At 68.6% G+C, this 21,369-nt stretch carries 20 protein-coding genes and 1 pseudogene; 14 read left to right on the forward strand and 7 right to left on the reverse strand.

Translation table 11 applies throughout. The annotated features are described in order from the left end of the window. The first annotated feature begins 124 nt into the window (after nucleotides 1–124). Genes dnaK through A5663_RS21580 form a run of 4 tightly spaced genes read left to right on the forward strand, consistent with a single transcriptional unit; the run spans nucleotide 125 to nucleotide 4,195 of the window. The gene (dnaK, locus tag A5663_RS21565) at nucleotides 125–1,993 is read left to right on the forward strand and encodes a molecular chaperone DnaK (RefSeq protein ID WP_068153767.1); all 1,869 of its coding nucleotides are present in this window, start codon (nucleotides 125–127) and stop codon (nucleotides 1,991–1,993) included. Beyond that, nucleotides 1,990–2,604 carry a nucleotide exchange factor GrpE gene (gene grpE / locus A5663_RS21570; RefSeq protein WP_068153768.1) on the forward strand — a complete coding sequence of 205 codons (615 nt, stop codon included), beginning with the start codon at nucleotides 1,990–1,992 and terminating at the stop codon, nucleotides 2,602–2,604. Before dnaK ends, grpE begins: the two co-directional genes overlap by 4 nt. 23 nt (nucleotides 2,605–2,627) lie before the next feature. Then, nucleotides 2,628–3,809, forward strand: a complete 1,182-nt coding sequence (gene dnaJ / locus A5663_RS21575; RefSeq protein ID WP_068153769.1) for a molecular chaperone DnaJ — start codon at nucleotides 2,628–2,630, stop codon at nucleotides 3,807–3,809. Further along, entirely contained in the window at nucleotides 3,809–4,195 is a 387-nt protein-coding gene (locus A5663_RS21580) for a heat shock protein transcriptional repressor HspR (RefSeq protein WP_068153784.1), read from the forward strand. The genes dnaJ and A5663_RS21580 overlap by 1 nt, the downstream gene beginning before the upstream one ends. Here the strand turns inward: A5663_RS21580 and A5663_RS21585 are convergent. Genes A5663_RS21585 through A5663_RS21595 form a run of 3 tightly spaced genes read right to left on the reverse strand, consistent with a single transcriptional unit; the run spans nucleotide 4,192 to nucleotide 7,331 of the window. After that, the gene (locus A5663_RS21585; RefSeq protein WP_068153785.1) at nucleotides 4,192–5,094 is read right to left on the reverse strand and encodes an aldose 1-epimerase; all 903 of its coding nucleotides are present in this window, start codon (nucleotides 5,092–5,094) and stop codon (nucleotides 4,192–4,194) included. The two genes, A5663_RS21580 and A5663_RS21585, sit on opposite strands and share 4 nt — an antisense overlap. 25 nt (nucleotides 5,095–5,119) lie before the next feature. Then, nucleotides 5,120–6,283, reverse strand: coding sequence for an FAD-binding oxidoreductase (locus A5663_RS21590; RefSeq protein ID WP_068153770.1), 1,164 nt, complete (start codon nucleotides 6,281–6,283; stop codon nucleotides 5,120–5,122). A gap of 16 nt (nucleotides 6,284–6,299) precedes the next feature. After that, nucleotides 6,300–7,331 carry a hypothetical protein gene (locus A5663_RS21595; protein WP_068153771.1) on the reverse strand — a complete coding sequence of 344 codons (1,032 nt, stop codon included), beginning with the start codon at nucleotides 7,329–7,331 and terminating at the stop codon, nucleotides 6,300–6,302. A gap of 97 nt (nucleotides 7,332–7,428) precedes the next feature. Between A5663_RS21595 and A5663_RS21600 the strand changes: the two genes are divergently transcribed. After that, nucleotides 7,429–8,070, forward strand: a complete 642-nt coding sequence (locus A5663_RS21600) for a TetR family transcriptional regulator (protein ID WP_197503529.1) — start codon at nucleotides 7,429–7,431, stop codon at nucleotides 8,068–8,070. Here the strand turns inward: A5663_RS21600 and A5663_RS23695 are convergent, their stop codons facing one another. Beyond that, entirely contained in the window at nucleotides 8,071–8,721 is a 651-nt protein-coding gene (locus tag A5663_RS23695) for a GAP family protein (protein ID WP_231976867.1), read from the reverse strand. It lies immediately after the preceding gene. Beyond that, on the reverse strand, nucleotides 8,721–9,131 hold the full coding sequence (locus A5663_RS23700; RefSeq protein WP_068153787.1) for a hypothetical protein: 411 nt from the start codon (nucleotides 9,129–9,131) through the stop codon (nucleotides 8,721–8,723). Before A5663_RS23700 ends, A5663_RS23695 begins: the two co-directional genes overlap by 1 nt. A gap of 194 nt (nucleotides 9,132–9,325) precedes the next feature. Here A5663_RS23700 and clpB point away from each other — a divergent pair, with 194 nt between their 5' ends. The 7 genes from clpB (at nucleotide 9,326) to nhaA (ending at nucleotide 18,124) form a co-directional block, all read left to right on the forward strand. After that, entirely contained in the window at nucleotides 9,326–11,896 is a 2,571-nt protein-coding gene (gene clpB / locus A5663_RS21615; RefSeq protein ID WP_068153773.1) for an ATP-dependent chaperone ClpB, read from the forward strand. Nucleotides 11,897–11,976: 80 nt separating this feature from the next. Next, nucleotides 11,977–12,810, forward strand: coding sequence for a trehalose monomycolate transport factor TtfA (gene ttfA / locus A5663_RS21620; RefSeq protein WP_068153774.1), 834 nt, complete (start codon nucleotides 11,977–11,979; stop codon nucleotides 12,808–12,810). A gap of 13 nt (nucleotides 12,811–12,823) precedes the next feature. Further along, the gene (locus A5663_RS21625) at nucleotides 12,824–13,600 is read left to right on the forward strand and encodes an SDR family oxidoreductase (protein WP_068153775.1); all 777 of its coding nucleotides are present in this window, start codon (nucleotides 12,824–12,826) and stop codon (nucleotides 13,598–13,600) included. Nucleotides 13,601–13,612: 12 nt separating this feature from the next. Continuing rightward, nucleotides 13,613–14,512: a hypothetical protein gene (locus A5663_RS21630; protein WP_068153776.1), complete on the forward strand. Its 900-nt coding sequence runs from the start codon at nucleotides 13,613–13,615 to the stop codon at nucleotides 14,510–14,512. Then, nucleotides 14,505–15,149 carry an RNA methyltransferase gene (locus tag A5663_RS21635; protein ID WP_068153777.1) on the forward strand — a complete coding sequence of 215 codons (645 nt, stop codon included), beginning with the start codon at nucleotides 14,505–14,507 and terminating at the stop codon, nucleotides 15,147–15,149. Before A5663_RS21630 ends, A5663_RS21635 begins: the two co-directional genes overlap by 8 nt. Nucleotides 15,150–15,164: 15 nt before the next feature. Then, complete coding sequence (locus tag A5663_RS21640; RefSeq protein ID WP_068153778.1) at nucleotides 15,165–16,274, forward strand: glycoside hydrolase family 76 protein; 1,110 nt, start codon at nucleotides 15,165–15,167, stop codon at nucleotides 16,272–16,274. Next, the gene (nhaA, locus tag A5663_RS21645; protein ID WP_068153779.1) at nucleotides 16,271–18,124 is read left to right on the forward strand and encodes a Na+/H+ antiporter NhaA; all 1,854 of its coding nucleotides are present in this window, start codon (nucleotides 16,271–16,273) and stop codon (nucleotides 18,122–18,124) included. The genes A5663_RS21640 and nhaA overlap by 4 nt, the downstream gene beginning before the upstream one ends. Here nhaA and A5663_RS21650 read toward each other — a convergent pair. Further along, a complete protein-coding gene (locus tag A5663_RS21650; protein ID WP_068153788.1) occupies nucleotides 18,121–18,747 on the reverse strand; it encodes a VTT domain-containing protein in 627 nt (208 codons plus the stop codon). The two genes, nhaA and A5663_RS21650, sit on opposite strands and share 4 nt — an antisense overlap. Nucleotides 18,748–18,815: 68 nt before the next feature. On the opposite strand from A5663_RS21650, the gene A5663_RS21655 reads away from it, so the two are divergent. Further along, a complete protein-coding gene (locus A5663_RS21655; protein WP_068153780.1) occupies nucleotides 18,816–19,829 on the forward strand; it encodes an alcohol dehydrogenase catalytic domain-containing protein in 1,014 nt (337 codons plus the stop codon). 50 nt (nucleotides 19,830–19,879) lie between these two features. Then, nucleotides 19,880–20,920 (forward strand): class II fructose-bisphosphate aldolase, encoded by a 1,041-nt coding sequence (gene fbaA / locus A5663_RS21660; protein WP_068153781.1) that lies wholly within the window; start codon nucleotides 19,880–19,882, stop codon nucleotides 20,918–20,920. A gap of 1 nt (nucleotide 20,921) precedes the next feature. Here fbaA and A5663_RS21665 read toward each other — a convergent pair. Continuing rightward, nucleotides 20,922–21,369, reverse strand: a pseudogene (locus A5663_RS21665) (DUF4878 domain-containing protein); the annotation flags it as partial.

The following is a 21,369-nucleotide window of genomic DNA, read 5'->3' on the forward strand; positions in this document are numbered from 1 at the left end:
CGTTGGACGCACTGACACTTGAGTGAGCCAGACTCAAGTCTGGGTTGACAGGGTAAGGTTCGTCGGCGCAGGCTTGAGTGAGGTGCACTCAGAACCTAATAGGGACTATCCAGGAGGAACAACTATGGCTCGTGCGGTCGGAATCGACCTCGGGACCACCAACTCCGTCGTCGCGGTACTGGAGGGTGGCGATCCCGTCGTGGTCGCAAACTCCGAGGGCTCCCGCACCACGCCGTCCGTCGTCGCGTTCGCGCGCAACGGGGAGGTGCTGGTCGGCCAGCCCGCCAAGAACCAGGCGGTGACCAACGTCGACCGGACCATCCGTTCGGTCAAGCGGCACATGGGCACCGACTGGTCCGTCGAGATCGACGGCAAGAAGTACACCGCGCAGGAGATCAGCGCCCGTACGCTGCAGAAGCTCAAGCGCGACGCCGAGAGCTACCTCGGTGAGGACATCACCGACGCGGTCATCACCGTGCCGGCCTACTTCAACGACGCCCAGCGTCAGGCCACCAAGGAAGCCGGCCAGATCGCCGGCCTCAACGTGCTGCGCATCGTCAACGAGCCGACCGCGGCCGCCCTGGCCTACGGCTTGGACAAGGGCGAGAAGGAACAGACGATCCTGGTCTTCGACCTCGGCGGCGGCACGTTCGACGTCTCGCTGCTCGAGATCGGCGAGGGCGTCGTCGAGGTGCGTGCCACCTCAGGTGACAACCACCTCGGTGGCGACGACTGGGACGACCGGATCGTCGAGTGGCTGGTCGACAAGTTCAAGGGCACCTCAGGCATCGACCTGACCAAGGACAAGATGGCGATGCAGCGGCTTCGTGAGGCCGCCGAGAAGGCCAAGATCGAGCTGAGCTCCAGCCAGAGCACGTCGATCAACCTGCCCTACATCACCGTCGACGCGGACAAGAACCCGCTGTTCCTCGACGAGCAGCTGACGCGCGCAGAGTTCCAGCGCATCACCCAGGATCTGCTGGACCGCACACGCCAGCCGTTCCAGCAGGTGGTCAAGGACGCCGGCATCTCGGTGTCCGACATCGACCACGTGGTGCTGGTCGGCGGCTCGACGCGGATGCCCGCGGTCACCGAGTTGGTCAAGGAGATGACCGGCGGCAAGGAGCCGAACAAGGGCGTCAACCCCGACGAGGTCGTCGCGGTCGGAGCGGCGCTGCAGGCCGGCGTGCTCAAGGGTGAGGTGAAAGACGTTCTGCTGCTTGACGTCACGCCGCTGTCCCTCGGTATCGAGACCAAGGGTGGCGTGATGACCAAGCTGATCGAGCGCAACACAACGATCCCGACCAAGCGCTCGGAGACGTTCACCACCGCCGACGACAACCAGCCGTCGGTGCAGATCCAGGTGTATCAGGGTGAGCGTGAGATCGCCGCGCACAACAAGCTGCTCGGCAGCTTCGAGCTGACCGGTATCCCGCCGGCTCCGCGGGGTGTCCCGCAGATCGAGGTGACGTTCGACATCGACGCCAACGGCATCGTGCACGTCACCGCGAAGGACAAGGGCACCGGCAAGGAGAACACGATCCGCATCCAGGAGGGCTCCGGCCTGTCCAAGGAAGAGATCGACCGGATGATCAAGGACGCCGAGGCGCACGCCGAGGAGGACCGGAAGCGGCGCGAGGAGGCCGACGTCCGCAACCAGGCCGAGTCGCTGGTCTACCAGACGGAGAAGTTCGTCTCCGATCAGCGCGGCGCCGAGGGCGGTTCGAAGGTTCCCGAGGAGACGCTGAGCAAGGTGGACTCCGCGATCGCCGATGCCAAGAGGGCGCTGGAAGGCACCGACATCGGTGAGATCAAGTCGGCGATGGAGAAGTTGGGCGTCGAGTCGCAGGCTCTCGGCCAGGCCATCTACGAGGCCACTCAGGCCGAGCAGGCGGCCGGCGGCGGCGCGGATGCCGGTGCGCCGGCGGACGACAACGTCGTGGACGCCGAGGTCGTCGACGACGACTCCGACAGCGGCAAGGAGAACAAGTGACGGGAAACGATCCGCACGAGCCGGTGACGGTCACCGACAAACGGCGCGTCGATCCGGTCACCGGTGAAGTGAGAGAAGCAGGTTCCGGACCGGCCCCCTCGGGGCCGGCACCGGGCGACGCCGCAGCGCAGGGCGCGGAGGCCGACAAGGCCTCCGAACTGCTCGCCGATCTGCAGCGTGTGCAGGCCGATTTCACGAACTACCGCAAGCGGGCGCTGCGCGATCAGCAGTTGGCGGCCGACCGGGCCAAGGCCTCGGTGATCTCGCAGCTGCTGCCGATCCTCGACGACCTCGACCGCGCCCGGACCCACGGTGACCTCGAGGGCGGACCGTTCAAGGCGATGGCCGACAAGCTGGTCAGCGTGCTCGAGGGCCTGGGCCTTTCGGCCTTCGGCGTCGAGGGCGACGAGTTCGACCCTGAGCTGCACGAAGCGGTGCAGCACGAGGGTGAGGGCACGCATCCCGTGCTCGGCACCGTGATGCGACGCGGTTACAAGGTGGGCGAGCAGGTCGTGCGCCACGCCATGGTCGGTGTGGTCGACACGGTGCCCGGCGCGGGCGATAACGCCGGCGCGGCGGGTGCTCAACCCGCAGAATCAAACGACGATTGACCGAGGTGAGGAGGTGACGCGGTATGGCCCAGCGTGAATGGGTCGAGAAGGACTTCTACAAGGTGCTCGGCGTCTCCTCCGATGCCGACGAGAAGGAGATCAAGCGGGCGGCCCGCAAGATCCTCGCCGACAACCACCCGGACCGGAACCCGGGCAACACCGAGGCCGAGGAGACCTACAAGGCCGCATCCGAGGCCAAAGAGGTGCTCACCGATCCGGCCAAGCGCAAAGAGTACGACGAGACCCGGCGGTTGTTCGCCAACGGCGGTTTCGGCCGCGGCCGGTTCGGCGGCGGTGGCGGTGGTTTCGGTGGCTTCGGCGGTGCCGATGGCGGCGACTTCAACCTGAACGACCTGTTCGACGCGGCCGGTCAGACCGGCGGCGCCAACATCGGCGACCTCTTCGGTGGGCTCTTCGGGCGCGGTGCTCAGCAGCCGCGGCCCAGCAGACCCCGCCGCGGCAACGACCTCGAGACCGAGGCCGAGCTGTCGTTCCTCGAGGCCACCAAGGGCGTGGCGATGCCGTTGCGGCTCACCAGTCCCGCGCCGTGCACGAACTGTCACGGCAGCGGGGCGCGCCCGGGCACCAGCCCGAAGGTCTGCCCGAGCTGCAACGGGTCCGGCGTGATCAACCGCAACCAGGGCGCGTTCGGGTTCTCCGAGCCGTGCACCGAATGCCGCGGCAGCGGGTCGATCATCGAACACCCGTGCCAGGAGTGCAAAGGCACAGGCGTGACGACTCGCACCCGCACGATCAACGTCCGGATTCCGCCGGGCGTCGAAGACGGCCAGCGGATTCGGTTGGCGGGCCAGGGCGAAGCGGGTCTGCGCGGAGCACCGTCGGGCGACCTGTACGTGACCGTCCATGTGCGGCCGGACAGGGTGTTCGGTCGCGACGGCGACGACCTGACCGTCACCATTCCCGTCAGCTTCCACGAATTGGCTTTGGGGACAACGCTTTCGGTGCCGACGCTGGAAGGCAAGGTGGGCGTTCGGGTGCCGAAGGGCACGTCGGACGGACGCATCCTGCGGGTGCGCGGACGGGGTGTGCCGAAACGCTCGGGCGGACACGGGGATCTGCTGGTGACCGTCAAGGTGGCGGTGCCGCCGAACCTCGAGGGAGAGGCCGCCGAGGCGCTGGAGGCCTACGCGAAGGCGGAGCGGGCCAGCGGGTTCGATCCGCGGGCCGGATGGGCGGGTGCGTGATGGCCGCGAAACGGTCGAACGATGAGGCCCGCACCTTTTTGATCTCCGTCGCCGCCGAGTTGGCGGGCATGCACGCGCAGACACTGCGGACTTATGACCGGCTGGGGCTGGTGCGCCCGCAACGTACTTCGGGCGGAGGTAGGCGCTACTCGCAGCACGACGTCGACCTGCTGCGTGAAGTGCAGCGGCTCAGCCAGGACGAAGGCGTCAACCTCGCGGGCATCAAGCGCATCATCGAGCTGACGAACCAGGTGGAGGCGCTTCAGGCGAGGGTGCGGGAGCTGACCGACGAGGTCGACTCGCTGCGCGGGGCTCAGCGCCGTGATCTCGCGGTGCTGCCGAAGAGCACGGCAGTCGTGGTGTGGCAACCGCGAAGTAAACGTTAAGCGACCCTGATCGAGAACCGAGCGGTCTCCGGCTTGCCGGGGGCCGCTTTTCGGTAGCCGCCCCGCCGCAGCGCGTCGGTGGGTGCGGCCATCGGCTCGATCGCGATCAGGTCGTCGTTGGTCGGTGCGAAGAGTTGCGCTGCGGGATAACCAGTTTCGAACGTCACGTCGATGCGGTGCGCACCGCCGGTCACGGTGAACACGGCGCCGTCGGGGACCTCGTCGAAGCCGTCGTCGTATGCGGTGGTTCCCAGTTGCTCGGTCTTGTCCGGCCACGGCGCGTGCGCGCCGGTCGGAATGCCGTTGTCGTCGACGGGTAGGTGGCGCATCGTCGGGCTGCTCAGCGTCCACTCCTCGCGGGAGACACCGGGCAGCTTCAGATACGGGTGATATCCGAAGCACAGCGGTACGGACGACGACGCGGCGGGCGTGACGGTGGTCTCGACGGTGAGCGTTTGCTCGTCGAGCGTCACGCGCTGGGTCAGCAGGTGCGGAAACGGGAACGACACGAGCAGTCGGGGATCGGCACCGTAGTCGAGCACGGCGGTCAGGCTGTTTGCGGTCCGCTCGCTGACCTCCCAGCCGGGGTAGGCCGCGAGCACGCCGTGCATCGGTGTGCCGTGTTCGTCGGGGCGCACGCCGTTGGTCCCGGGTTTCACGGTGACGACGGCGCCGTCGACCTCATAGGTGTTCGCGCTCAACCGGTTCGCCCACGGGTAGAGGATCGGGATGCCCATCGTCTTTCCGTTGTTGACGTAGGCGGCCAGCCCGCGACGCTGGCCGAGGAACTCCTCGCCGCCGTCGGCAAGCGAGACGCCCACCATGCCGGCGGCCGGAACGAAGGACGCGGTCAGCGACGACGACGGATCCGCCAGCGTGACGGTCTCGAGGTCGTCCATCACACGATCGTGCCACGCCGCGCGCTCAGGGCGGTGGATCGTGCTGAATACGTTCGGCGGGCGCACCTTTGGCGATCAGCGCGGCTTTCGTCACCGCGACCATCTCCGGGCCGCCGCAGATCAGGATCTGCCGATCGCCCCAGTTCCCGTAGCGAGTCACGACGTCGGCCAATCTGCCGGTCTGTCGCACATGCAGGCCGCGTGGCGGCCGGACGTCGGGATAGTCGGCCGCCCAGGGCGGGTCGGTGTTGAACTCCGAGACCGGCGTGACCGACAGCCACGGGTTCTGCGCGGCGATCTGCCACAGCGTGCGCAGATCGTAGAGGTCGCACGGGTAGCGGCCGCCGAAGAACAGATGCACCCGCGGGTTCACGGCCCAGCGGGCGAGGTCCATGATCAGCGTCCGCAGCGGCGCCAGGCCGGTGCTGCCCGCGACCATCAACACGTCACCCTCTTCGCGGTCGACGTGCAAGTTGCCGTGCGGGTGCGACAGCCGCCAACGGTCGCCGACGCGTGTTTCGCCGACGATCGCGGTGCTCACCATCCCGCCGGTCACCGAGCGGACATGGAACTCGATGTGGCCGGCGTCGTCGGCCGGGATCGACGGGCTCAGATAACGCCACCGGCGCGGCCACTGCGGAACCTGCACGGTGACGTACTGCCCGGGGTAGTAGAACAGCGGCCGGTCCAACTGCAACCGCACGACGGAGACGTCCCGGGTGGCGCGGATGTGCTCGATCACCGTCCCGTCGCAGAACGGCGGGCCCTGTTCGGCGTCCGCGGCGCCCCGCATCACCCCGACCATCAACGCGACGGCGTCCCGGGCAGTCCCGGCAAGCCGGTCATCCCAGCGGTCGGTCAGATGACGGCGGAAGCTGCTGTACAGCGCGGTCTGCAAGCTGTCGTAATGACGTTGTGCCACACCGTATTTGCGATGGTCGCGACCGAGTTGGGCGAGGAACGCGACCGGCTCCTCGGCCCGCCGGGCGGCGAGTTCGCCCAGCACCCAGCTGACGGCCCGCGCGAAGCGGTGCCGCTGGGCCTGCATGTCTGGCGGAAACAGGTCGCGCGCTGAGGTGTCGATCGCGAACCAGTGGGTGTAGAAGCGCCGGACCAGCTCGTCGTCGCCGAGCGCGGGATCGACCGCGTCGCGCAGCGTTCGCAGCGCGTCACGGTCGTCGAGTCCCACGCCGCCCCAGTGTAAGTCAGGTGGCCGCCGGAGCCGGGTCGTCCGCTCGCGTCCGGTGCCCGCGAAGTGCCGCGACGACGATCAGCGCCGCGCCGAACGCGGCCCAGCACGTCAGCACGATGACAGGCACCGCGCCGCCGGCACCGTCGAAGAAGGCTGCGGACCGCAGCAGGGTGGCATTGGCGCCCTGCGGAAGGAACTGCCCGAACTGGCCCCAGCCGCTCGGCAGCAACTCCGGGGCGCTGCTCAGGCCAGACAACGGGTTTCCGACGAGCAGGGCCGTCACCGCGCCGAGCGCCAGCCCCACCCGGCCGAACAACGACCCGAGGCCCAGCAGGGTCAGCCCCGTGGCCAGGATGCCGAGCGTCAACGCGCCCGTGACGCCCCAGAAGTTCGCGTCGATCGAACCGAGCACCCAACGCAACAGCGCGGCGATCGACATGCCGGCCACGGCCGAGAAGACCACTGCGGTGGTGAACCGTGTCCACACCTCCCGCTTGAACGCGAAGAGCAGCGCCACCGCGGGCAGCAGCCCGGCGAGCGTGATGGGCAGCGCCGACGCCGCCAGCCCGGCGCCACGCGGATCGTCGACGGTCGGTGGCGCCAAATCTTCGACGCGCAGTTGCGCCCCGCTCTGCGCGGCGATGCCGTTGCCGATCTGCGTCAGCATCTGGGCGATCATCGGGCTGCCGCCGGTGGCCACCAGCAGCGTCGGCCCGTCGGGCCCGAAAGCGATGCCGCCGTAGACGTCGCGGTTGCGGATCGCGTCGCGCAGAGCGGTCTCGCCGGGGTAGTAGGTGACTGAGAAAGCTCCGGGCGAGTGCTGCTCCAGCGTCGCCGCGACTTGACCGCCCGCAGCTTGCGGACCCGCTGCGCCGATCGGCACGTCGTGCGGCGCGGTGCGTGCCGCGGGCAGCGCGAAGGCCAGCGCCACGATCGCGATCACGACCGTGAGCACGACGACAACACCGGTCGCGCGGACCGCGGCCGGCTGCTCGTGAGCAGGTGAGGAGTGATGGGTGGGCCCGGCGGCCGTTTCGGTGGACATGGCGGACACCTTTTTCATTCGACGTTGAATTACCTGATCGTAGCGTAACTCGGCGCCGTCGACATTTCAACACCCATTGAAATGATAGCATCGTCTGATGGCTTCACCAGGCAAAACAGCGCGGCGTCGCGGACGTCGTCAAGGTGAACCGGTGTCTCGGGACGCCGTGCTGGCCGCCGCTCGCAAGCGGTTCGGCGCCGAGGGCTACGAGAAGACCACGCTGCGCGCGATCGCGCGGGACGCCCACGTCGACCCGTCGATGGTGCTGTACCTGTTCGGCTCCAAGGCCGACCTCTTCCGCGAGTCGCTGAGCCTGATCGTCGACCCGGCGGAGCTGGCATCGGCCGTCGCCGGCGCGTCGGACGACGAGCCCGACATCGGCACCCGGATGGTGCGGGCCTATCTGCGAATCTGGCAGTCCCCGGAGTCGGGCCCGACGATGGTGGCGATGCTGCAGTCGGCCACGTCGAATCCCGACGCGCACGAGGCGTTTCGCGGGTTCATGCAGAACTACGTGTTGACCGCGGTGTCCGGTGAGCTCGGCGGCGGGCAGCAGGCCCGGCTGCGCGCACTGTTGGCTGCCGGCCAACTCGTCGGCACCGCGGTGCTGCGCTTCGTCATGAGGATCGAGCCGCTGGCAACGCTGCCCGACGACGACCTCGTGCGGCTGCTGGCGCCGACGGTGACGCGATACCTGACCGCTGAGGCCGCCGAGCTCGGTCTGCCGGCCGCCGATTAGCTACAGGCCGTGAATTCCCTTGTACAGCACCAACAATCCGATGACCACCAGGATGGCCGCGACCAGGGCGGCATGCTGGCGCTCCGTCCAGTCCTTGAGCCGCGCCAGCGGATCGTCGAGACGGTCGCCGGATACGGCGTAAGCCAGTATCGGCGCCGCCACCGTCGACCCGGCCGCGACGACGAACCACGCCACGGCGACCCAGTCGTCGCGCGAACCGCCGCCGGCCGTGCCGATCGCCAAACCCGCCGCGGCGCAGATGAACAGGACCTTCGGGTTGACGACGGTCAGCGCCATCGCGGCGCCGCCGGCGCGAACCGGGGTCAACTTGCTCAGGCTCTGCATCCAGCGAGGCGTGTGCGCCGACTGCTTGCGGGTGAACCAGCGGTACAAGCCCAACACGATCAGCGCCGCGCCGACCACGACGCGCAACCAGGACGCCCATCCGGGCGGCCGGTCCCCGCGCCCGCCCAGCAGGCCGGACACCTGCAGGAAGACGGTCGTCAGCACAGCTAGGCCGATCAACCAGCCGGCCAGGAACGCCAGGCCGGTCGGCCGAGGTCGCGGAGTGTGTAGCACGAGCACCGCGGGGATGATCGACAGCGGCGACAGCGCGATCACCAGCGCCAGCGGTATCAGCTCGGTCAGCACTATGCGGCTTGCGTCGGGTGGTACTGGCAGGCCTTCCAGTCGCTGCCTTCCCGCAGGAAGTCGACGTCGAAGGTCTTGGCATCGGGCTGGTTGGCCGCGGCGAACCGCACCGTCGCGACGGCCGAGGCCGCCGGCTGGCCGGCCAGGGTGACCGAGTCGACCGAGATCCGGGTCGGCCCGTCGGCCTGTCGGCTCGCGTACCAGCTCTTCTCGAAATCCGCCGCACGGCGCATGGCGGTGCAGACATGCTCGGCGAAGGAGGTGAAGTCTGAGCGGTTGTACGAGCCGTTCATCACCTCGAGGACGGTGCGGACCTGGTCGGCGTCGCCTGCCGCATTTGCCGGTGCGACCGCCGTCCAGGGGATTGTCGTGCTCACCGCGAAGGTGGTGAGAGCGACGAGTCGACGCATGCGTCCAGCGTGGCCGATACCGGTGTGAAAACTGTGACACTTGCGCGGCGTGTTGCGCTACAGAGCCGGGGACTCCAGGTTTGCCGCGCGGAAAATTGGCTAGACTTGAGCGGAACAGACTCAACATTGACGGCGTTGATCAATCCGACAAGCATTTTTCTCCAAGCTCACGAACCTAGGAAAGGGAAGGTGTCGTGGACTCGTTCAACCCGACGACCAAGACCCAGGCGGCACTGACCGCGGCGTTGCAGGCGGCGACCACCGCAGGCAACCCGCAGGTCACGCCCGCCCATCTGTTGATGGCACTGCTGACCCAGAACGACGGTATCGCCGCCCCGCTGCTCGAGGCGGTCGGCGTCGAGCCGGCGAGCATCCGCGCGGAGACGCAGCGGCTCCTCGACCGGTTGCCCAGCGCCAGCGGCGCGGCTTCGCAGCCGCAGCTGTCCCCGCAGGCTCTCGCCGCGATCACCGCCGCGCAGAACCTGGCGACCGAGATGGACGACGAGTACGTCTCCACCGAACACCTCCTGGTCGGGCTCGCGGGAGGACTGGGCGGCTCGGCCGCCGCAGGCGATTCGGACACCGCCAAGCTGCTCACCGGGCACGGCGCCTCCCCGCAGGCGCTGCGCGAGGCGTTCGTCAAGGTGCGCGGCAGTGCCCGCGTCACCAGCCCCGACCCCGAGGGCACGTATCAGGCGCTGGAGAAGTACTCCACCGACCTGACCGCGCGCGCGAAGGAAGGCAAGCTCGACCCGGTCATCGGCCGCGACAACGAGATTCGTCGCGTCGTGCAGGTGTTGTCCCGGCGCACCAAGAACAACCCCGTGCTGATCGGCGAGCCCGGCGTCGGCAAGACCGCGATCGTCGAGGGCCTGGCCCAGCGCATCGTCGCCGGCGACGTCCCGGAGAGCCTGCGCGACAAGACCGTCGTCAGCCTCGATCTGGGGTCGATGGTCGCCGGGTCGAAGTACCGCGGCGAGTTCGAGGAGCGGCTCAAGGCCGTGCTCGACGACATCAAGAACTCGGCGGGCCAGATCATCACGTTCATCGACGAGCTGCACACCATCGTCGGCGCGGGAGCGACCGGCGACAGCTCGATGGACGCCGGCAACATGATCAAGCCGATGCTGGCGCGCGGCGAGCTGCGCCTGGTCGGCGCCACGACGCTCGACGAGTACCGCAAGTACATCGAGAAGGACGCCGCGCTGGAGCGCCGCTTCCAGCAGGTATTCGTCGGCGAGCCGTCGGTCGAGGACACCGTCGGGATCCTGCGCGGTCTCAAGGACCGCTACGAGGTGCACCACGGCGTCCGCATCACCGACTCCGCGCTCGTCGCGGCAGCGACGCTGTCCGACCGCTACATCACGAGCCGCTTCCTGCCGGACAAGGCGATCGACCTCGTCGACGAGGCCGCCTCGCGGCTGCGGATGGAGATCGACTCCCGACCCGTCGAGATCGACGAGGTCGAGCGGCTGGTGCGCCGGCTGGAGATCGAGGAGATGGCGCTGTCCAAAGAGGAGGACGCCGCCTCCAAAGAACGGCTGGAGAAGCTGCGCGCCGAACTGGCTGATAAAAAGGCCGAGCTCACAGTGCTTACTACGAGGTGGCAGAACGAGAAGGGCGCCATCGACGTCGTGCGCGAGCTCAAGGAGCAGCTCGAAACGCTGCGCGGCGAGGCCGATCGTGCCGAACGCGACGGCAACCTCGAGAAGGCCGCCGAGCTGCGCTACGGCCGCATCCCCGAGGTGGAGAAGAAGCTCGACGCGGCAGTACCGCAGGCCGAGGCGCGTGAGGATGTCATGCTCAAGGAGGAGGTCGGCCCCGACGACATCGCGGACGTGGTGTCGGCGTGGACCGGGATCCCGGCGGGCCGGATGCTCGAGGGCGAGACGGCCAAGCTGCTGCGCATGGAGGACGAGCTGGGTAAGCGCGTCGTCGGGCAGAAAAAGGCCGTCACCGCGGTATCGGATGCGGTGCGCCGCAGCCGCGCCGGCGTCGCCGACCCCAACCGGCCGACGGGCTCGTTCATGTTCCTCGGCCCGACCGGCGTCGGCAAGACCGAGCTGGCAAAGGCGTTGGCGGAGTTCCTCTTCGACGACGAACGCGCCATGGTCCGCATCGACATGAGCGAGTACGGCGAGAAGCACTCGGTGGCCCGCCTCGTCGGTGCGCCTCCCGGCTACATCGGCTACGACCAGGGTGGTCAGCTGACCGAGGCGGTGCGCCGGCGGCCGTACACCGTGATTCTCTTCGACGAGATCGAAAAGGCCCATCCGGACGTGTTCGACGTGCTGCTGCAGGTGCTCGACGAAGGCAGGCTGACCGACGGTCAGGGCCGCACGGTGGACTTCCGCAACACGATCCTGATCCTGACGTCCAACCTGGGCGCCGGCGGGACCGAGGAGCAGGTGATGGCCGCCGTGCGCTCGGCGTTCAAGCCGGAGTTCATCAACCGGCTCGACGACGTGATCATCTTCGACGGGCTCAACCCGGAGGAGCTGGTGCACATCGTCGACATCCAGCTGCAGCAGCTGTCGAAGCGGCTGGCGCAGCGCCGGCTCACGCTCGAGGTCTCGCTGCCGGCCAAGAAGTGGCTGGGCGAACGCGGGTTCGACCCGCTCTACGGCGCCCGGCCGCTGCGCAGGCTGATCCAGCAGGCCATCGGCGACCAGCTCGCCAAGATGCTGCTGGCCGGCGAGGTGCACGACGGCGACGTCGTGCCGGTCAACGTCAGCGCCGACGGGGACTCGTTGGTCCTGGGCTGAGTTTGCTGACGCTTCCGAGATGCGGTTGTGATCTGGACGAGTTCGGGGATTGCTACTACCTGCCAGTAGGCTAGGGCGCAATGGTTCCGCTTTGGTTCACGCTGTCCGCACTCTGTTTCGTGGGTGCGGCGGTGCTGCTGTACGTCGACATCGACCGTCGACGCGGGCTGGGGCGCCGTCGCAAGTCGTGGGCCAAGTCGCACGGCTTCGACTACGAGCACGAGTCGCACGACATCCTGAACCGCTGGAAGCGCGGGGTGATGTCGACCGTCGGCGACGTCACCGCCCGCAACGTCGTGCTCGGCCAGATCCGCGGCGAGGCCGTGTACATCTTCGACCTCGAGGACGTCGCGACCGTGATCGCGCTACACCGCAAGGTCGGCACCCACGTGGTCGTCGACCTGCGGCTCAAGGGCATCAAGGAGCCGCGGGAGAACGACATCTGGCTGCTCGGCGCGATCGGCCCGCGGATGGTCTACTCCACCAACCTCGACGCCGCGCGACGGGCGTGTGACCGCCGGATGGTGACGTTCGCGCACACCGCGCCGGACTGCGCCGAGATCATGTGGAACGAAGAGCATTGGACGCTGGTCTCCATGCCGGTGACCAGTACGCGGGCCCAGTGGGACGAGGGGTTGCGCACGGTTCGTCAGTTCAACGACCTGCTGCGGGTGCTGCCGCCGACTCCGCAGGCGATGGCGAGCCAGACGAACCAGGCCACCCTGGCCAAACGCAGCGCATCACCGAGCCGCCCGCTCACCCCCGGGCCCGGACGCGCCGAACCCGCCGGCCGCGCCGATGCAACCGCGCGCCCGGATGCCCCTCGCTATCCCCAGCAGCCCGCCCGCCCGGACGCGGGCAGGCGCCCGCCGCAGTCGCGCAACGGACGGCAGTCGCCGCACTATCAGCGCTAAGTAGTCTTAGGGCATGTCTCGCCCTGTCGCACTGATCACCGGGCCGACGTCCGGCATCGGCGCGGGCTTCGCGCGCAGGTACGCCCGCGACGGCCACGATCTGGTCCTCGTCGCGCGCGACAGCGCTCGCCTCGAGCGCCTGGCCGCCGAACTGCACGACGAAGCCGGCGCGAACGTCGAGGTGCTCACTGCCGATCTCGCCGAGGCCGCCGGCCGGGCCAAGGTCGCCGACCGGTTGGCGACCGGCGTGCAGGTGCTGGTCAACAACGCCGGGTTCGGCACGGCCGGCGAGTTCTGGACCGCCGACCTGGCGCTGCTGCAGTCCCAGTTGGACGTCAACGTCACCGCGGTCATGCAACTGACGCACGCCGCGCTACCGCCCATGCTGGCCGCGCACCGGGGCACGGTGATCAACGTGGCCAGCGTCGCCGGCCTGGTGCCCGGACGCGGGTCGACGTACTCGGCGTCGAAGGCGTGGGTGGTCTCGTTCTCCGAGGGCCTGGCCAACGGCTTGGGCGGTACCGGCGTCGGCGTACACGCGCTGTGTCCGGGATTCGTCCGTACGGAGTTTCATGAGCGCGCAGGCATCGATATGGACGGCACCCCGTCGTGGATGTGGCTCGAGGTTGACGACGTGGTGAGCGAGACCATCGCCGACGTCGCCGACGGCAAAGTCGTGATCGTGCCGGGCCTGCAGTACAAGGCGTTGATCGTCGGGGGCCGGCTGGTGCCGCGAAACCTGGTGCGCGCGATGACGAAGGTGGTCGGCCGTGGCCGCAGCAGGACGTAGAGCTTCACTTACGTGCGCGCGCTGACCGCGGCGCTGGCAGCGATCGTCGTCGTCGCGGCCTCGGCCTGTTCGGGTGACGGCGGGCCGGTCCGGCCGTACGCCGCTCAGACCGCGACCGTCGGCGAATCGCTTGCGACGCAGGGCTGGAACATGTCGGTGTCGAATCTGCGTTTCGACGGCGACTACGTACTGTTCGACGTCGATGCTTCGCCGTCGGAGGCCGGCGGCGCGCACACCAAGCCCGAGAACATTCGGTTCGGCCTCTACGGGGCGCTGGCCCACCCGGTCGAGGCCAACGCCCTCGGCAGTTGTCGCGACGTGAAAAGCCTTGACCTCAAACCACTTTCGGCCCCTACGCCCGACCGTCTCACCGGCACCGTGTGCATCGGTCCGGCGCGCGACCAGGTGCAGGTGCGAGGCGTGTACGCCTACTCGCCGGGCGACCGGATGCCGGGCACCACCGTCGCGCATCCGGTGGCCTTTCCGGTCGGGCTGCCCGCAGTCCGGGACAACGACACCGGGTTGTCCATCAAGACAACGAGCCTCGACGCGTTCCGCGCCGACGGCGCCATGCTCAGCCCGACGGCGCTCGGCGACCCGAACGCGTTCACCGGCAACGGCTACATGCTGATCGGGCTCGAAATCGGCGGTGTCGCAGAGCAATACCGCGACGTCTCCGAGCAGCGCGGCGGCCCCGCGATGGTGTTGGTTTCGCCGACGCTGCCCGCGCCGGGGCTGAACCCGGCCTGCAGCCTCTACGGTTCCTCGGTGCTGGTGCTGCCCGACATCTCCCGCGACTCGGTCCAGGTCCGGGCGTCGCTGTGCACGCAGGGCGAGATCAACAAAGCCCTGCTGTATGCGACGGTTTCGCTCGTCGGCACCCACGCGGCGCTGTGGACGAAGGATGACTGAACCCGCGGGACCGACTGAATGGGGCGAGAGCCCCGGCGTCGGCCCGTGGCAGGGCGCGCTGCCCGAGGACCCGCGCTACGACCCCGCGCTGCTGCGCGACGGCGACACCCGCAATGTCGTCGACGCCTACCGGTACTGGACGCGAGAGGCGATCATCGCCGACATCGACACGCGAAGACACCCGCTGCACATCGCGATCGAGAACTTCGGCAACGACGCCAACATCGGCGCGGTGGTGCGCACCGCCAACGCGTTCGCCGTCGACACCGTGCACATCGTCGGCCGGCGGCGCTGGAATCGCCGCGGCGCCATGGTGACCGACCGCTACCAACGGCTGTGCCACCACGACACCACCGCCGCGCTGCTCGAGTTCGCCCACCGCGCCGGACTCACCGTGGTCGCCGTCGACAACATCCCCGGCGCCGCGCGCATCGAGCTCACCGCGCTGCCGCGGGCCTGCCTGATGGTGTTCGGCCAGGAGGGCCCCGGCATCACCCCCGAAGCCGGGGCCGGCGCCGCGGTGACCGTGTCCATCGCCCAGTTCGGCTCCACCCGCAGCATCAACGCCGGCGTCGCCGCGGGCATCGCGATGCACACCTGGATCACCCAACACGGGGACCTTTCGACGGCCTGGTAGGGCAGGATCGACACCATGGATCAGCTCTGGGCCAACCGGGCAGCCAGCGCCGAGGCCGCGGTCACCAAGCGACATCTCAGACGGCTGTGGGGTCTGCCCGGCACCCAGTTGGGGGTCGTCGCCTGGCCGGCCGCCCGCCAGCACCGGCTGTTCGGAACATGGCACTACTGGTGGCAGGCGCACCTGCTCGACAACCTGGTCGACGCGCAACTGCGCGACCCGCAGCCAGAGCGGCAGACCAGGATCGCGCGTCAGATCCGGGGCCACCGGCTGCGCAACAACCTGCGGTGGGTCAACAACTACTACGACGACATGGCGTGGCTGGCGCTGGCGCTGGAACGGGCCGGGCGGCTGGCGGGGGTGCAGCGGCCCACGGCGTGCAACAAGCTGGCCGAGCAGTTCCTCAACGCATGGGTGCCCGAAGACGGCGGCGGCATTCCGTGGCGCAAGCAGGACCAGTTCTTCAATGCCCCGGCCAACGGCCCGGCGGCGATCTTCCTGGCCCGCTTCGACCGGTTGCGCCGAGCCCAGCAGATGTCGGACTGGATCGACGACACCCTCATCGACCCGGACAGCCACCTGGTGTTCGACGGGATCAAGGGCGGATCGCTGGTCCGGGCGCAGTACACCTACTGCCAGGGCGTGGTGCTGGGACTGGAAACCGAACTCGCCGCGCGCACCGACGACCCCCAGCACGCCGCGCGGGTGCACCGGTTGGTCGCGGCGGTCGCCGCCGACATGGCCCCCGACGGCGTCCTCAAGGGTGCAGGCGGCGGTGACGGCGGACTGTTCAACGGCATCCTGGCTCGCTATCTCGCGCTGGTCGCGACCGCGTTGCCGCAGCGCGGTGAGGACGACGGCGCGGCGCGCGACGCCGCCCGCTCGCTGGTGCTCACCTCAGCGGAAGCCGCGTGGCAGAACCGGCAGACGGTCGACGGGCTGCCGCTGTTCAGCGCGTTCTGGGACCGCACCGCCGAGATTCCCGCCGCGGCGGGGGCGCAGGCGCAGTTCGTCGAGGGCGCGGTGAACGCCTCCGAGGTGCCCGAGCGCGATCTGTCCGTGCAGCTGTCGGGCTGGATGCTGATGGAAGCCGCGCACGCGTGCAGCAGCGCAGCCGAGGAGTGAGCGACTCACAGTCGGTTCCGCGGATCGTCCGGCTGCTGCCGAGACGGTTCAGCGGGGACGCCAAGACGGCCCGGACCGGAGAGAACACCGCGGCCGGTCTACTGCTGCTCTTCACCCTCGTCGCGCTCGTCTGGGCCAATTCACCTTGGGCGCAAGGCTATTGGGACTTCCTCGACACCAACATCGGATTCACCTTCGGTGAGCACCGCTTCGAGCTGACCGTCAAGCATCTGGTCAACGACGGCCTGATGGCGTTCTTCTTCTTCATCGTCGGACTGGAGGTCAAACACGAGTTCGCGATCGGCGAGCTCACCGACCGGGCGAGGGCGTCCGTCCCCGTGGTCGCGGCGATCGCCGGGCTGGCGGTGCCGGCCGCGATCTTCCTGCTGTTCAACCCGTCCGGTGAGAACGCGCAGGCGTGGGGCGTGGTGATCTCGACCGACACCGCGTTCCTGATCGGCGCGCTCGCGATCATCAAACCCAAGTTCCCGGGCCGGCTGCGCATCTTCCTGCTGACGCTGGCGGTCGTCGACGACGTCGGCGCGCTCTGCGTGATCGCGCTGTTCTACTCCGAACGCATCGAGGTCGTTCCGCTCGTCGCGTCGGCGGTGATCATCGTGGCGATCGCGTTGGTGCGGTATCTGCCCGCGGCCCGCGGGCCCGCCTATGCCGCGCTGGGCTTCTCGCTGTGGGTCGCGCTGCTCATGGCCGGTGTGCACCCCACGCTGGCGGGCGTCGGCCTGGCGCTGCTGATCCCGGTCTTCCTGCCCGAGCGCACCCAGGTCGAGGAGGTCGTCGCGCGCATCCGGGCGTTCCGGCAGTCCCCGAACTCGCGCTACGCCCGCGAAGTGACCCGCGGCCTTCGCGATTCGATATCGATCAACGAACGGCTGCAGACCAGCGTCGGGCCCTACGTGTCGTTTCTGGTGCTGCCGTTGTTCGCGTTGGTCAACGCCGGCGTGCGACTGGACGGGCAGAGCGTGTCCGCGGCGTTGCGCTCACCGTTGACGTGGGGCATCGTCGCCGGTCTGGTGATCGGCAAGTTCGTCGGCATCACCGCCTCGACGTGGCTGATGCGGCGTACGGGCGCCGGCGAGTTGGCGCCCGGCCTGACGTTGCGCCGCATCGCCGGCGGTGCCGCGCTGTCCGGGATCGGTTTTACGATCTCGCTTTTCATCGTCGACATCGCGATCGATGACCCGGCGCGCCAGCAGCAGGCCATCATCGGCGTGCTGATCGCGTCGGTGGTGGCGTTCGCGCTGGGGTGGGTGATGTTTCGGATCACCGACTGGCGCAGCCCGCCGGAGCCCGTCGGGCTGAAACTGCTGCGGCCGGTCGACCCGGATCGCGACCACATCAGGGGCGATCCCGCCGCCCCGTTGACGCTGGTCGAGTACGGCGACTTCGAGTGCCCGTTCTGCAGCCGCGCCACCGGGGCGATCGATGAAGTGCGCGACCATTTCGGTGGCGAACTGCGGTACGTGTGGCGCCACCTGCCGCTGGAACGGGCGCATCCGCGGGCCTTCGACGCGGCGCGGGCGAGCGAGGCGGCCGCCCGCCAGGGCAGGTTCTGGGAGATGGCACACGAGCTGTTCGACCACCAGGACGACCTGGAGTGGTCGGACATGTACCGCTATGCCGTGGCGGCGGGCTGCGACATCGAGCGATTCGACCAGGACGTGCGCCTGCACGCCTCGAAGGTGCTGCACCACGTGCAGGACGACGCGCAGGACGCCGAGGTGATGGACCTGAACTCGACGCCGACGTTCTTCGTCAACGGCAAGCGGCACAAGGGGCCGTGGGACGCCGCCAGCTTGATCCGCGCGCTGGAGAACGCCCGACCCGGTTAGGCGCGTTTGGCCGCCCTGCGTCGCTTGTACCACTCGATGATCATCGGCGCGATGGACGCCAGCGCGATGAGAATGAAGATCGGCTCGAGCAGCTTCTGGATGATCTCGAACTGGCCGAGGCCGTAACCGAGCAGCGTCAGCCCCACCCCCCACACGACAGCGCCGATGACGTTGAAGAGCGTGAACACGCCGTAGTTCATTCGCGCGGCGCCTGCGGTGAGTGGCGCCAGCGTCCGCACGATCGGCACGAACCGTGCGATCACGATCGCGAACGGGCCGCGCTGCTCGAAGAACGCATGCGCCTCGTCCAGGTACTTCTGTTTGAGAATGCGCGCATTCGGCTTGAACATCGCGGTGCCGATGTAGCGGCCGATGAAATAGCCGACCTGGCCGCCCAGCACGGCAGCGATCGGGATGAACACCAACAGCTGCCACAGCTGGAAGTCGGCCTGCCCGGACGCGGCGGTACCCGCGGCGAGCATGCCTGCGACGAACAACAGCGTGTCGCCCGGCAGGATCGGAAACAGCACACCCGACTCGACGAAGATCACGACCAGCAGGCCCACCAACGCCCAGGCCCCGAAGTAGCCGATCAGCTTGATCGGATCCAGGAAGTCGGGCATGAGCGCGAGCTGATCGCCCGTGGCGAGAACGGTGGTCACAGGGCCCCAACATACCTAGTGTCCGGGGTATGACCACTCACAAGGCAGTTCACGTCGAATCCGCAGGCGCCCTCCTCACGCTCGTCGATGTCGAGACCACGTCGCCGCCCCCCGGCCATGTGCGCATCGCCGTGGCAGCGTGCGGGGTGTGCGGCACCGACCACGGGTTCGTCGCAGGCGGCTTCCCGAACCTGAACTGGCCGATCACGCTGGGTCACGAGATCGCGGGGACGGTCGCCGAGATCGGCGACGGTGTCGAGGACTTCGCGGCCGGCGACCGGGTGGCCGTCGGATGGTTCGGCGGCAACTGCAACCGGTGTGTGCCGTGCCGCAAAGGACAGTTCATGCAGTGCCGGCGCATGCAGGTGCCGAGCTGGCACTATCCCGGCGGTTACGCCGAGTCGGTAACCGTTCCCGTCACCGCGCTGGCCCGCATCCCCGACGGCCTGTCGTTTGCCGAGGCCGCCCCGATGGGGTGTGCCGGCGTCACCACGTTCAACGGCCTGCGCCAGACCAGGGCGAAGTCCGGCGACACCGTCGCCGTGCTCGGCGTCGGTGGGCTCGGCCACCTCGGGGTGCAGTTCGCCCGGGCGATGGGCTTCGAGACCGTGGCGATCGCGCGGGGTGCGGACAAGGAGGCCGACGCTCGCGAGTTGGGCGCCCACCACTACATCGACTCGCGGGCCGTGGACGTCGCTGCGGCGCTGCAGGACCTCGGCGGCGCGGTGGTGGTGCTGGCGACGGCGGCGAACTCGCAGGCGATGGCCGCCACCGTCGGCGGGCTCGCACCGCAGGGTGAGCTCGTCATCATCGGCGTCACCGCCGACGCGCTGCCGATCGCGCCCATCCAGCTGATCACCGACGGGCTCAGTGTGAGCGGTCACCCGTCGGGCACGTCGCGCGACGTCGAGGAGACCATGCACTTCGCCGTCCAGAGCGGGGTGCGGGCGCGGATCGAGGAGCGACCGCTGGCGCAGGCCGCCGAGGCCTACGCGGCGATGGAGGAGGGCCGGGCCCGGTACCGCATGGTTTTGACCATGTGAGACGGGCGGGTCGGTGGGATAATCGGCGCAACCTGCCGAGAGGACCGCTCATGGCCATCGCAACGCCCGAGGTGTACGCGGAGATGCTCGGCCGGGCCAAGGAACACGGGTTCGCGTTCCCGGCCATCAACTGCACGTCGTCGGAGTCGATCAACGCCGCGATCAAGGGCTTCGCCGACGCGGGCAGCGATGGCATCATCCAATTCTCCACGGGCGGAGCGGAATTCGCATCCGGCCTCGGGGTGAAGGACATGGTGACGGGCGCGGTCGCACTGGCCGAGTTCGCCCACGTCGTCGCCGCCAGGTACCCGGTCACGGTGGCGCTGCACACCGACCACTGCCCGAAGGACAAGCTGGACACCTATGTCCGGCCGCTGCTGGCGATCTCGCGGCAGCGGGTCGCCGAGGGCCGGCAACCGCTGTTCCAGTCGCACATGTGGGACGGCTCCGCGGTGCCGATCGGCGAGAACCTCGAGATCGCCCGCGAACTGCTCGCCGAGGCCGTCGCGGCGAAGATCGTCCTGGAGATCGAGATCGGCGTGGTCGGCGGCGAGGAAGACGGTGTGGCACACGAGATCAACGACAAGCTCTACACCACGGCGGCGGATTTCGAGGCGACCGTCGAGGCCCTCGGCGCGGGCGAGCACGGGAGATATCTGTTGGCCGCGACATTCGGCAACGTGCACGGCGTGTACAAGCCGGGCAACGTCAAGCTGCGTCCCGAGGTGCTCGCCGAGGGGCAGCAGGTCGCCGCCGCCAAACTCGGGTTGCCTTCTGACGCAAAGCCTTTCGACTTCGTGTTCCACGGCGGGTCCGGTTCGCTCAAGTCCGAGATCGAGGACTCGCTCAAGTACGGCGTGGTGAAGATGAACGTCGACACCGACACCCAGTACGCGTTCACCCGGCCCGTCGCGGCGCACATGTTCACCAACTACGACGGCGTGCTGAAGATCGACGGCGAGGTCGGGGACAAGAAGGTCTACGACCCGCGCAGCTATCTGAAGAAGGCGGAGGCGTCGATGAGCGAACGCGTCGTCGAAGCGTGCCAGGATCTACACAGCGCAGGCCGATCAGTCACCGCCGGCCGGTGATTCACTGCGGCGCCTGGCAGATCTTCCATTGGCCGTCACGGAACTCCAGGTCGAAGCTGCGCGTCGACCGGGTCTGCGGCGCGTAGGCCATGAAAGCGGTGACATTGGCCTCGGCGTGGTCGCCGTTGATCACCACCTGGTCGATGCTGGCGACCACCGGATACTGCTTGGCTGCGGCCACCCGCTCGTGGATCTCGGCCCACCGCTTGTCGTCATAGCGGACGTAGCTGTCCCGTTTGGTCCCGCAGGTGATGCCGCGCAACTTCGCCAGATCGCCGTTCTGGATCGCGGTGTCGAAATCCTCGATGCTGCTGCGCACCATCTGCTCCTGCGACGCCCTGCTGTTCGAGTCGCGAGTCAGCAGCACCGTGCCCAGAATCGCGATCGCGACCAGCGCGGCGATGACCAGCACCACGGCCACCACCCAACCCCAGCTGCGGCGTTGCTGC

Source organism: Mycobacterium sp. E740 (genome assembly GCF_001672895.1).
GTDB lineage: Bacteria > Actinomycetota > Actinomycetes > Mycobacteriales > Mycobacteriaceae > Mycobacterium.